Source organism: Tahibacter harae (assembly GCF_024437735.1).
Classification (GTDB): Bacteria; Pseudomonadota; Gammaproteobacteria; order Xanthomonadales; family Rhodanobacteraceae; genus Tahibacter; species Tahibacter harae.
Genome location: NZ_JANFQO010000043.1, coordinates 1 through 12,265 on the forward strand (window position 1 = coordinate 1; position 12,265 = coordinate 12,265).

Here is a 12,265-nt window from a genome sequence, read left to right on the forward strand (position 1 = left end):
CCACGGCGGGCCCTGCGGGGCCCGCTTCCGTTTTCGCGCCGTGCTGCGCAACCGCCGCGCGGCGGAACAGCGCTATTGGCCGGAAGGCGTCAGCGTAGTCCGCTCGTCGCGCCAGCCGCCGCTGTCGGTCATGAAGAGTTCCCGGATCACGATACTGCCGGCGTGGATGCGCTCGACCTGGCCGTAATGGCGCGTGACATAGTCGCCGGCGCAGACCCGGCGCTGCAGTTCGCCGTCGCGCAGCAGGGCGCAGCGGCGCTTGCCCGCGGCGACGATGCGCAGCAGGCGCAGATCGGCGCTGCGACCCAGCGGGCGGGCGCCGGCGGCGATGCGGCAGGCCAGCTCCCGTTCGCGGCTGTCGCGGAAATTCAGGTGCAGCCGGGCGATATCGCGGCCGGCATTGTCGAGGTTCCAGGTGGCGGCCAGTCCGGCGGGCCTGCCCGCAGCGGCGGCGGTGAAGCGCAGCGGCCAGTTCCCCGGCGGTACGTCCTCGCGCGGCGCGACCAGATAAGGCATGCCGCGCTCGACCTGCAGCGTCATGCCGCCGATGCGGATGGTATCGGCCTGGGTATCGTCGCTGGGCAGCTGCTGTGCGTTCGCGCCGGGCGGCACATGCACGATCAGCGCGCGCGTATACAGCGCCTGCCAGCCAGGCGGCAGGGCAGCCGCGGGCGGGCGGCTGTCCGCGGCCCGGACGGTGGTGGCCATGGCGAGCAGCAGCGGGAGTGCGCCGTATCGGTACATGTCTGTACTTCCGGTTGTACCGGGCCGAGCATAGTCGCTGCCCTGGGCGCTGCCAACGCCGGCCTGTCGCCGGATGCGGCTGCCGCGGCAGGCAGCAGGCGGCACGCCGCTATACTCGCCGCATGAGTTTCCGCCGCTACTGGTACATCGTCGCCGAATCGCGCGAGCTGCGCCGCAACCAGGTGCTGGCGCGCCAGGTGCTGGACGAGCCGCTGGCCTGCTTCCGCGCCGCCGACGGCAGCGCGACCGTGCTGCGCGACCGCTGCCTGCACCGCAATGCGCCGCTGAGCCGCGGCCAGGTGCGCGATGGATTGCTGGCCTGTCCCTATCACGGCTGGGTCTACGATGGTGCGGGCAAGGTTACCGCGATTCCGTCGCTGGGGCCGGAACTGCGTCAGCGCCACTGCCTGCCGCCGTATCCGGTGCGCGAACAGGACGGCTTCATCTATGTCTGCCTGGAGCGCGAGCCGGCCGCGCCACCGTTTCCCATGCCGCACTGCGGCGAAGCGGGCTGGCATACGCTGCGGTTGCAGAACCGCTTCCGCAATACCGTTGAAAACTGCGTGGAAAATTTCATCGACATCCCGCATACCGCCTTCGTGCATGCGGGCATCTTCCGTTCCTCGCGCGCCGAACGATTGCAGGCCCAGGTGGTCCGGCGCGACGGCAGCGTGCTGGTCCGCTATGCCAACGAGCGCAGCAATCTGGGCAGCTACCGCTGGTTTCTCAATCCGCGCGGACTGCCGGTGGCGCATACCGACAGCTTCCACGCGCCCAATGTGACCAGCGTCGAATACCGCATCGGTGCCAAGGTGTTCCTGATCACCTCCCAGGCCGTGCCGGTGACGGCGGAGGAAACCCTGGTCTATACCGACCTGACCTACCGCTTCGGCTGGCTCAACCGCCTGGCTGCGCCCTTCGTGCGCCGCTACGGTCAGCGCATCATCGACCAGGACCTGGAAATCCTCGATCTGCAGATGCGCACTATCCGCCGCTTCGGCCGCGAGTTCCGCGATACGCCGGCCGACCATATCCACCGTCTGGTCGATTCGCTGCGCGACGCGATCGCGCGCGGCGAGGATCCGCGCGTCCTGGCGGAGGTGAGCCAGGACATCGAGTTCTACGTATGACCTGGCGCGCACGCCTGTTCGGCCTGTTTCCGGCGCTGTGGCTGGCGCTGCTGCTGGGCTGCGGATTCTGGCTGCTGCGTACCGCTTCCACGGCGGCTGCGCTGGCCCTGCTGTTCGTCGCCTATCTGCTGCCGGTGCTGTGCTTCCGCCTGCATGAAGCCGTGTGGCCGCTGCGCGAAGGCCGTTCGCGCATCGACGCGCCGGGCTATTCGCCTTGGTGGGGCGGGCATCAGTTTCAGCTCATGTACAACGCATTCCCTGCGCTGGAAGCGGCGTTGCGCCTGCTGCCCGGCGCCTACAGCGCCTGGCTGCGCCTGTGGGGCAGCCGCATAGGCCGGCGCGTGTACTGGACACCGCGGGTGGAGATTGCCGACCGCAGCCTGCTCGACGTGGGCGACGGCGCGGTGTTCGGCCATCTCACCGCCTGCTATGCCCACCTGATCAAGCCGCACCGCGGCGGGCTGGTGCTGTATGTGCGGCGCATCCACATAGGCCATGGCGCTTTCCTCAGCGCCGGCTCGCGCCTGGGGCCGGGCGTGCGCATCGCCGACGGCACGGTATTGCCCCTGCTCAGCGACGTGGGCGTGGGGCGGCGCGTGGCCGGCGGGGACTGAGGCCGTGTTCGCGCGTCTGGCTGCGCCGCTGCTGCGCGCGCTGTGCGCACCGCGCGCGCAGCGTTTCGATGCCGCGCTGGACGATCCCGCAACGGCCCAGGCGGCGGCGCTCGCGCGCATGGTCCGCGCCGGCGCCGCGACGCAGTACGCGCGGGCGCACGGCCTGCGCGCCGACGACGGCATGGCGGAATTCCGCAGTAAAATCCCATTGTGCACTTATGCGGAACTGGCGCCCTGGATCGCGCGCCAGCAGGCCGAACCCGGCGGCGCCGTGCTCACGCCGGGGCGCGTGCGTTGCCACGAGCCCACTTCGGGCAGCGGCGGCACGGTCAAGCGGATTCCCTACAACACCGCGCTGCTGCGCAGTTTCCGCAGCCTGTTCGCGATCTGGGCCGCCGATCTGCTGCGCCACAGCCTGCGGCCGCGTTCGGGCCGCTTGTTCGCCAGCGTCTCGCCGCGTCTCGGCGCGGCCGCCCAGGGCCTGGCCGACGATCGCGATTATCTTGGCCCGGCGCAGCGCCTGCTGCTGGGCCGCTTCCTGCTGACGCCGCCCGGCGGCGCGGCAGATCTGGCGCAGTTCCGCCACCGGCTCGCCGTGACGCTGCTGAGCTGCGCGGAGCTGGAAGTGATCTCGATATGGAATCCCTCGTATCTGCTGGTGCTGCTGGACTGGGTGGAGCAGCGCGAGGACAGCCTGCTGCAGCAGCTGCCCGCGCGGCCGCGCCGCGTGCTGGAGAACGAGGCCGACCCCTGGCCGCTGCTATGGCCGCGGCTGCAGCTGGTTTCCTGCTGGACCGCTGCGGCCGCCGCCGCGCCGGCGCGCCAGCTCGCCCGGCGCCTGCCCCAGGCACAACTGCAGGGCAAGGGCCTGCTGGCGACGGAAGCGCCGCTGACGCTGCCCCTGCACGGCGCCGGCGGCTGCGTGCCGCTGCTGGATGAAGTCTTCCTCGAATTTGAAGAGGCCGGCGGCGGCTGCCGGCTGCTGCACGAGCTGGAGGCCGATGGCGAATACGGCCTCGTCGTCACCCAGCCCGGCGGGCTGCTGCGCTACCGCCTGGGCGACCGTGTACGCTGCAGCGGCTTCTACCGCGCCACGCCGCTGCTGGAATTCCTCGGCCGCAGCGACGCCGTTGCCGACCTGGTTGGTGAAAAACTGCACGAGGATTCAGCGGCGCAGGCGCTGCAGGCCGTGTTCGGCGACGGCCCGGCGTTGCTGCTGCCGCTGCAGCCGGCGCAGGGACAGCCGTACTACCTCTGCCTGGCTGAAAACGCACCGGCGGGTGCCGCGGCGGCGCTCGATGCGCAGCTGTGCAAGGCCTTGCGCTATGCCGAAGCGCGTGCGCTGGAGCAGCTGCGCTCAGTGCAGGTGATCGTGCTGCCGCAACTGCGTGCGCAGCTGCTCGACTATTGGAGCGGCGCCGGCCTGCGCCTGGGCGACATCAAGGACCGGCGGCTGCTGGTGCGTGTCGATACGGCACGGGACCTTGCGGTTGCGTTTGGTGTCGCCGGGAAATAGCGTCCGCTCCAGCCCGGTCCCGCGGTCAGCCTGACGTTTCGGCGCACCGGCCTGATTCATATTCCGTCCTTGTTCCACATCCTGCACGGCGTTGCGGACGCTCCGGTCTTTCTGCCTGATGCCGCCGCTGCTGCTTGCCGGCTGCGCAGCCGTTCAGGGCCGCCATGGTTCTCCTTTGGCTACATCGGTGGTTGGCAGGTCGAATGCGGCTGTCGCCCGCGGGCCGCGATTGTCCCAGCACCTGAAAAGTCCTTTGAAATACAGCTTTTGCAGCCCAGGCCGCGAGGTTGCGTCATGCTCGCCCGCCGATGCGCAGAGGAGTGGTCCAGGAAGTGGGCGAGGATGAATGTATGGAATTAATGCACAAACTGTATTTTATGCAGGTAAAGCCTTCCCAAAGGCGGCTTATCAATGCGCGCATGCAGCCGCGAGAAATTCCACGTTGCGCATTGGCATGGCGATTGCCCGGTCGTTCCTGCCGGAATTTCTCCGGCATCTACGAGGAAAGCCATCGTGAACAACAACAACCGTGAGCAGGAACAGCGCCAGGAAGGTCAGGGCCAGCAGGGCCAGCAGGGCCAGGGCCAGGGCGGCCAGCAGCGCCAGGAAGGCCAGGGCCAGCAGAACCGCAACAACGAGAACGAGCGCAACGACGAGCAGCAGCGGCGCGAACCGCGCTGAGGCGAGGCTGCATGGTTGAGCTGCCTGTGGTGGCCGGCCGGCGAATCTTTGGCCGGCTGCTGCCAACAGCGCCGCAGTCAGGAGAAGCCGCATGACCACAGCCTCGGTCCCAGTGCTGCGCTCGTGCTCGTTGTCGTCCGCATTCGCATGCCGTGTTCCTCGGTTGGCCCGCTGCGTGGATCTTTCCGGAACAAGGTTGCTGCTGCCGCGCAGTGTCGCATCCGACATTGCACAATAAAAATAAGTATAACAATCCCGTGCGTCGGTTCCGGCTCGACAATGGATGGCCGGCGCTTTCGCGGCGTCGCGCTGCGTTTTTTGCCCTAACGAACCTGGCACGGGAAATGCCACCACGGATAAGCGCAAGACAGCGCCGATCCGTTGAAGACTAATCATGCCGAGTAACCAGCGTGGAAAGGAACGTGGCAATGGCGACAAACAGAACCAGACTGGCCGCGGCCAGGGCGCGGGCAGCGGCCCGGGCGGTTCGGTCCAGAGTGGAAGGCAAGGCCAGGGCCGCGGTTTCGCCAGCATGGACGAGGACAGGCAGCGCGAAATCGCCAGTCAGGGCGGCCGCGACGCGCATGCCGGCGGCAGGGCTCATGCGTTCACTTCGAAGGAAGCCCGTGAAGCCTGCAGCAAGGGCGGCGAAGCGGTGAGCCAGGATCGGGAATACATGGCCGAAATCGGCCGCAAAGGCGGCGAAGCAGGCGCTGCGGGCCGCAGCTCCGCCACCGACGAGAGTGACGGCCGCGGCAACCGCGGCGGCCGCTGACAGGAGCATCGATCCGCACCCAAGCTGCGAACGTGCTTCCTCCGCAATCCGCCAATCGAAGAGGTCTGCCATGAAGAAACTTCTGCTCACCCTGTCCCTGTTGCTCTGCGCCGGCGTCGTCGCCGCCCAGACGACGAATCCGAACAAGACCAACACCACCGGCACCAATAACCCGGACAAGACCACCGACACCACCAATCCGCCGCGCGATGCCCAGGGCCGCGTGGATAAATCGTCCAAGTTCGAATCCGTCGATACCAACAGCGACGGCAGTCTTTCCCAGAGCGAGTTCGACGCCGCCCAGTTGCACAACGCCAAGCTGGCCCAGATCGACAAGAACGGCGACGGCAGGATTTCCCGCGACGAGTGGAACAGCCACGAGAGTAATCAGCACAGCAACCCGACTGACCGGCGTTAGGCTGGGTCGAGCCCGCCGGCTTGCACAAGCCGATGGGTTCCGTAGCCGCGCCGGTATGCCCGCAGTCTAGGGAGGCTGCGGGTAGCAGGCGGACACGGTAGCGGAAGGTCCAGTCGGCGCTGGCTTTCCGCTACCGTGTCCGGGAGCAGGCAGCAGGCTGAAGCGACAGGCGCGGCTGCGAAAGGATCATTCCGCAGCCGCGCTCAGCGCACTGCCAGATCAGCATCGTTCTGCCAGCCACCACCCAGCGCCCGCACCAGCGCCACGCTCGCACGCAGCTGGCGCGTATCCAGATCCAGCGCCGCGCGCTGCGCCGTCAGCGCGGTGGTCTGCGACTGCACCACTTCCAGATAACTGACAGCGCCTTCGCGGTAGCGAGTCGTGGCGAATTCCAGCGAGCGCTGGGCAGAGGCTAGAGCCGACTGTTCGGCCTCGGCGGCGCTGCGGTAGTGTTGCAGCAGGGCCAGGTTGTCCTCGACCTGCTGGAAGGCCGCGAGCACGATGCCGCGGTATTCCGCGCCGGCCTGGTCCAGCGCCGCGCGGGCCTGTTCCACCTGGGCGCGGCGCCTGCCGGCGTCGAACAGTTCCAGCAGCAGGCCGGGGCCCAGGGCCCAGGCCGCGTTGGGGGCGCTGAGCCAGCCGCCGGCCTGGTTGCTCTGGTAGCCGTAGCTCGCGCTCAGGCTCAGCGACGGAAACCAGGCCGCGCGCGCCACGCCGACGCCGGCATTGGCCGCGGCCACGCGGCGCTGTGCCGCGGCGATATCGGGGCGGCGCTGCAGCAATGTAGACGGCAGATCCAGCGGTATCGCGGGAAGGGCGATGGCCGCAGTTGCGGGAGTCAGGCTGAACTCGGCCGGCGTCAGGCCGACGAGCGCGGCGACGGCGTGTTCCGCCACCGCGCGGCGCGCCTGGTTCTGTGCCAGCTGCGAACGCGCGGTATCGAGCTGGGTGCGCGCACGGGCCACGTCCAGGCCGGAGGATATGCCCGCGTCACGGCGCTTCTGGGTCAGCGCGACGGCCTTGTCATAGGCCTGCACCGTATCGGCCAGCAGCGCGCCCTCCTGGTCCAGGCCGCGCAGCACGATGTAGGCATCGGCCAGCTGCGCCTGCAGGCTCAGGCGGGCCGATTCCAGATCCGCCGCAGCGGCCGCGGTGGCGTGGTCGCCGGCGGCGACGCTGTTGCGCACGCGGCCCCACAGGTCGATCTCATAGCCGGCCTGCAGGCCCAGGCTGTAGCTCTCGAAGAAGCGCGGTGCGGACGAGCCGGCCGGCGGCCGCGTTTCGGACTGGCGTTCGCGCGCCGCGTCGCCGCTCAGGCCCAGGCTCGGAAACAGCCCGGCATGCTGTTGCGCACCGTAGGCGCGGGCCTGCTCGAAGCGGGCGAGGGCGGCAGCGAGATCGGGGCTGTTGCGCAGCAGCTGTTGCTGCAGCCGGTCCAGCTCGGCGTCGTGGTACAGCGACCACCAGGCCTCCCGCGGCAGGCGGTCGGCCGGCTGGGCGGCAGTCCATGGTGCCTGTTCCTTGTATTCGGGGCCGGCCGCGATTTCCGGCAGCGCGAGCGGCGGCGCCAGCGAGCAGCCGCCCAGGGCCAGCGCGAACAGCGTCGCCGCGCTGCTGCGCAAAAAGTAACTGTCAACCTTTGCCATTGTTGCCATTTCCTTGTGGCGCGGCCGCCGCGGCCTTGGGCGCGTTGCCGACGACATGCACCGCGTCGCCTTCGGCCACGCCATCGGGCGGGGTTTCTATGACCTGGTCGCCAGCGGTCAGGCCGGTGGCGATATCCACACTCTTGCCCAGGTCGCGGGCGATCGCCACCGCGCGGAAGCGCACCTTGCCGTCCTCGACCACGGCCACCCGCAGTCCGCCCTGGTCGAAGATCAGTGCACTGGCGGGAATGCGCAGGCTGGCCGTGTCCTGCGGCAGGCTGAAGCTGACCGTGGCATAGCCGCCGGGCAGCAGCTCGCCGGCGGCGTTGTCCACGCTGAGCTGGATCAGGGTGGTGCCGGTCGCGGCGTTGACCGCCTGCGAGAAGGCTTCCACCCTGGCTTCGTAGTGCTTGCCCGGCCGTTCCGGTACGTCGATGCGCGCGGCAGCGCCGGCGCCTATGCCGGCGGCGTAGCTCTGCGGCACATTGACGTAGATGCGCAGGCGCGAGGTATCGGAAACCACGAACAGTTCGGCGCCGGCGCCGCTGCCGCTGATCAACTGGCCGACATCGGTCTCGCGCGCGGTGACCACGCCGTCGAACGGCGCCACGATGCGGGTGAAGCTCTCGGTCGCCTGCAGCCGCTCCACATTGGCCTGGGCGGCGTTGACCAGGGCGCGCTTGGCCTTGAGGTCGCCGTTTTTCTCGTCCACTTCCTGCTGCGATACCGAATCGGAGCCCAGCATGGACTGCCAGCGCCGCGCCGTGGTCTCGGCCAGGGCGGCGTTGGCCTGGGCGCTGGCGAGATCGGCCTTGGCCTGCAGCAACTGTTGCTGCACATCCGGTGCCTCGATCTCGGCCAGCAGCTGGCCGGCCTTGACGCGAGTGCCAATGTCCACTTTCCAGCTTTTCAGATAACCGGAAACCCGTGCATGGATGGGCGCGCGGGAGTAGGCCTCGATGCGGCCAGGCAGCTCCAGCGTGGAGCCGGCGCCACCCGCGGCGGGCTGGCTCACGCTGACGCTGGGCACGGCCTGGGCTTCGGTCCATTCCTTGACGCGCGCCTTGCCGGTGGCGCGCGTGGCCACGCCACCGGCGACGACCAGGGCGGCGATCACGGCAAACGCGAGGCCGGTAAGTTTGAGGCCGCGGCGCGGCGCGGTGCGGTCAGACGACATGAGCTTCTCCCAGCGACGGCGCGGCGGCTTTTTTGCGGCCATGGCGCGCGTGCGCGATGCTGAAGACGACGGGTACGAAAACCAGGGTGGCGAAGGTAGCGAAGATCAGGCCGCCGACCACGGCGCGGCCCAGCGGCGCGTTCTGCTCGCCGCCTTCGCCCAGGCCCAGGGCCATGGGCGCCATGCCGATAATCATGGCCAGCGCCGTCATCAGCACCGGGCGGAAGCGTACGAAGCCGGCTTCCAGCGCCGCGGCGACGGGATCGCCCAACTGGTCCAGGCGCTCGCGCGCGAAGCTGATTACCAGCACGCTGTTGGCGGTGGCCACGCCCATGCACATGATGGCGCCGGTCAGGGCCGGCACCGACAGGGTGGTGAAGGTCGCAAACAGCATCCAGACGATGCCGGCCAGCGCCGCCGGCAGGGCGCTGATGATGACCAGCGGATCGGTCCAGGACTGGAAGTTCACCACGATCAGCAGATAGATCAGCACGATCGCGCCGATCAGGCCGAAGAACAGGCCGGAAAACGCCGAATTCATGGTGCGCACCTGGCCCAGCAGCTGCACCTGGGTGCCCTTGGGCAGGTCTTTCGCATGGGCCTTGATGACCTGTTCGATCTCGCCGGCCACGGCGCCGAGGTCGCGGCCCTGGGGCGTGGCGTAGATCTGCACCATGGGCTGCATGTCGTACTGCGACACCACCGCGCTGGCGCTGCCGCGTTCTATCGTGGCCATGCCGCCGAGCAGTTGCGGCGCGCGCGCGCCGGCGGCGGTCAGCGGCACGTTGCGCAGGGCATCGAGCGAATCCAGCTCGTACTGCGGCGTCTGCATCACGATGGGGTATTGCACGCCGTTCTGCGGATTGAGCCAGAACGTCGGCGCTACTTGCGAGGAACCGGCCAGGTTCACGACGAGGCTGTTGGTCACGTCGCGCTCGGTCATGCCCACGTACTGGGCGCGGCTGCGGTCCACGTCGACGCGGAACAGCGGGCTGTCGGCGGATTGCTGTATGCGCGCATCGGCCACGCCGGGAATGCGGCGTATATCGCGCAGCAGTTTTTCCGCATAGGCGAAGTTGGCCGCCACGTTGTTGCCGCGTACCTGTACGTCGATGGGCGCGGGCGCGCCGAAGTTGAGGATCTGGGTGACGATGTCGGCCGGCAGGAAGGAGAAGGTCATGCCCGGGAAGCGGCGCGGCAGTTCCTCGCGCAGGCGTCGCACATAGTCTTCGGTCGGTGCGTGGCCGCGGTGCAGGGTGATCTGGATATCGCCGTCCTGCGAACCGATGGTGCCCGTGTTGTTGTAGGCCATGTTGATGCCCGAAATGGGCATGCCGACGTTGTCGACCAGGCTGGCCAGTTCCTGCGGCGGAATGATCTCGCGGATGACTTTCTGGATCTCGGCGAAACGATTGGCGGTCTCCTCCACCCGCGTGCCGACCTGGGCGCGCGCATGCAGCAGGATGGAGCCGGCATCCACACTGGGAAAGAAATTGCGGCCCAGGAACGGCACCAGCAGGAACGAAGCCAGCACCAGCGCCAGGAAACCCGCGACGAAGCCGCGCCGGTGCAGCAGGGCCAGGCCGAGCACGTCGCGGTAGCCTTCGCGCAGGCGCTCGAAGCGGGCCTCGAAGCCGCGCTGGAAGCGCACCAGCGGATTGGACGACCGGCCCAGCGTGGCGTCGTTGCCGTGCAGGTCGGTATGCGGCGCATGCGGCTTGAGCAGGTACTTGGCCATGGTCGGCACCAGGGTGCGCGACAGCACGAAGGACCAGACCATGGCGAACATCACCGCCAGCGCCATGGGCACGAACAGGAAGCGCGCCACGCCTTCGAGGAAGAACATCGGCACGAACACGATGCAGATGCACAGCAGCGAGACGAAGGCCGGCGTGACGATCTGCTGGGCGCCGTCGAGGATGGCGGGTTCCACATCCTTGCCCTGTTCCAGATGCCAGTTGATGTTTTCTATGGTCACCGTGGCGTCGTCGACCAGGATGCCCACGGCCAGGGCCAGCCCGCCCAGCGTCATGATGTTAAGCGTCTCGCCGAAGGCCGCCAGCGTGGCGATGGCGCCGAGGATAGACAGCGGTATCGACACCGCGATGATGACGGTGGAGCGCCAGCTGCCCAGGAACAGCAGGATCATCAGGCTGGTCAGCGCGGCGGCGATCACGCCTTCCTTGGCCACGCCGCCGATCGCGCTGCGCACGAACAGCGACTGGTCGCCGATGGGCTTGATTTCCAGGCTGTCCGGCAGCGTCGGCTTGATCTGCTCGGCCATCTGCTTGATGCCGGCGATGATGGCCAGGGTCGAGGCCGAGCCGTTCTTGAACACGGTCAGCAGCACCGAGCGGTTGCCGTCGACGTGCACGATATTGGTTTGCGGCGGATTGCCGTCGCGCACATTGGCCACGTCGCGGATGCGCACCAGGGCGCCCTGCACGGTGCGTATCGGCATGTCGGCGATGGCGTCCAGATCCGACGGCGCGTTGTTGAGCTGGATGGTGTATTCAAAGCTGCCGATCTTCTGCGTGCCCACCGGCGTGATCAGGTTCTGCGCCGCCAGCGCGGCGGCCACGTCCTGGCCGGACAGGCCGCGCGCCTGCAGCGCGGCCGGATCCAGGTCGATCTGCACCTGGCGCGACTTGCCGCCGAACGGAAACGGCACGGCCGCGCCGGGCACGCTGACCAGGCGCGTGCGCACGGCGGTAGTGCCCAGGTCGCCCAGGGTCTGCTCGCTGAGCCCCTTGCCGGACAGGGCCAGCTGCAGGATGGGCACGGTCGAGGCGTTGTAGTTGATGATCAGCGGCGGGTTCACGCCGGGCGGCATCTGGCGCAGCAGGGTCTGCGAGATGGCCGTCACCTGCGCGTTGGCCATGTTGATGTCGACGCTAGGCTGGAAAAAGATCTTGACGATGCCGAAGCCGGTATAGGAATTGGCTTCGAGGTGCTCGATGTCGTTCACCGTCGTGGTCAGCGCGCGCTGGAACGGCGTGGTGATGCGGCCGGCCATGGCGTCCGGCGGCAGGCCGGTGTACTGCCATACCACGCTGATCACCGGGATCCTGATTTCCGGAAAGATATCCGTCGGCGAACGCAGCGCCGCGAGCGGGCCTATGAGCAGGAGCAGCAGCGCCAGCACCACGAAGGTGTAGGGACGCTGCAGGGCGACGCGGACTATGCCTAGCATGGGAAGGCCGGTTGGGAATGGTGCGCCGCACTAGTATGCGGCGGCGTTTCTTTTCCCAAGTGGCCCGGCGAATGAAGATTATTTTAGGAACTGCAGGCGTCCGGCCGCGCCGGCCCGGCGTTGCGCCGGCATGTTGCGGCACAGCGCCGAAGCGTGTGTTGCGCAGGCTCGGCAGAAGCACGGGCGTGCGGTGTTCGACCAACGTCTAGCCGCGCCTGTTGCCGTGGCAGTGCGCGGTGTCCGCTGCACGCCGATGCATGGCGTTGTGCGCAGTAACGGCGCCGCTGCGTCTGGCGGGCGGGGGCGCTCCGCCGCGCGGCGGTTGCGCAGCACGGCGCGAAAACGGAAGCGGGCCCCGCAGGGCCCGCCGT

Annotated in this window: 10 protein-coding genes; 6 read left to right on the forward strand and 4 right to left on the reverse strand. The window is 68.4% G+C overall.

Annotated elements, in window-relative coordinates; translation table 11 throughout:
* Positions 1 to 72: 72 nt before the first annotated feature.
* Positions 73 to 744, reverse strand: a complete 672-nt coding sequence (locus NM961_RS23355; protein ID WP_255916839.1) for a pilus assembly protein PilP — start codon at positions 742 to 744, stop codon at positions 73 to 75.
* Positions 745 to 866: 122 nt separating this feature from the next.
* On the opposite strand from NM961_RS23355, the gene NM961_RS23360 reads away from it, so the two are divergent.
* The 6 genes from NM961_RS23360 to NM961_RS23385 all read left to right on the forward strand — a co-directional run bounded on the left by NM961_RS23360 (position 867) and on the right by NM961_RS23385 (position 5,878).
* A complete protein-coding gene (locus NM961_RS23360) occupies positions 867 to 1,874 on the forward strand; it encodes an aromatic ring-hydroxylating dioxygenase subunit alpha (RefSeq protein WP_255916840.1) in 1,008 nt (335 codons plus the stop codon).
* Complete coding sequence (locus NM961_RS23365; RefSeq protein ID WP_255916841.1) at positions 1,871 to 2,488, forward strand: acyltransferase; 618 nt, start codon at positions 1,871 to 1,873, stop codon at positions 2,486 to 2,488. The genes NM961_RS23360 and NM961_RS23365 overlap by 4 nt, the downstream gene beginning before the upstream one ends.
* A gap of 4 nt (positions 2,489 to 2,492) precedes the next feature.
* Entirely contained in the window at positions 2,493 to 4,004 is a 1,512-nt protein-coding gene (locus NM961_RS23370; RefSeq protein WP_255916842.1) for a GH3 family acyl-acid amido synthetase, read from the forward strand.
* A 513-nt stretch (positions 4,005 to 4,517) separates the two neighbouring features.
* Positions 4,518 to 4,685, forward strand: a complete 168-nt coding sequence (locus NM961_RS23375) for a hypothetical protein (protein ID WP_255916843.1) — start codon at positions 4,518 to 4,520, stop codon at positions 4,683 to 4,685.
* Between the two features lie 532 nt (positions 4,686 to 5,217).
* Entirely contained in the window at positions 5,218 to 5,460 is a 243-nt protein-coding gene (locus tag NM961_RS23380; RefSeq protein WP_255916848.1) for a KGG domain-containing protein, read from the forward strand.
* Between the two features lie 70 nt (positions 5,461 to 5,530).
* Positions 5,531 to 5,878 carry an EF-hand domain-containing protein gene (locus tag NM961_RS23385; protein WP_255916844.1) on the forward strand — a complete coding sequence of 116 codons (348 nt, stop codon included), beginning with the start codon at positions 5,531 to 5,533 and terminating at the stop codon, positions 5,876 to 5,878.
* A gap of 203 nt (positions 5,879 to 6,081) precedes the next feature.
* Here the strand turns inward: NM961_RS23385 and NM961_RS23390 are convergent, their stop codons facing one another.
* The 3 genes from NM961_RS23390 to NM961_RS23400 are packed head-to-tail and all read right to left on the reverse strand — an operon-like array spanning position 6,082 to position 11,894.
* Complete coding sequence (locus tag NM961_RS23390) at positions 6,082 to 7,524, reverse strand: efflux transporter outer membrane subunit (protein ID WP_255916845.1); 1,443 nt, start codon at positions 7,522 to 7,524, stop codon at positions 6,082 to 6,084.
* The gene (locus tag NM961_RS23395; RefSeq protein ID WP_255916846.1) at positions 7,511 to 8,701 is read right to left on the reverse strand and encodes an efflux RND transporter periplasmic adaptor subunit; all 1,191 of its coding nucleotides are present in this window, start codon (positions 8,699 to 8,701) and stop codon (positions 7,511 to 7,513) included. Before NM961_RS23395 ends, NM961_RS23390 begins: the two co-directional genes overlap by 14 nt.
* Positions 8,691 to 11,894: an efflux RND transporter permease subunit gene (locus NM961_RS23400; RefSeq protein WP_255916847.1), complete on the reverse strand. Its 3,204-nt coding sequence runs from the start codon at positions 11,892 to 11,894 to the stop codon at positions 8,691 to 8,693. Before NM961_RS23400 ends, NM961_RS23395 begins: the two co-directional genes overlap by 11 nt.
* Positions 11,895 to 12,265 lie beyond the last annotated feature (371 nt).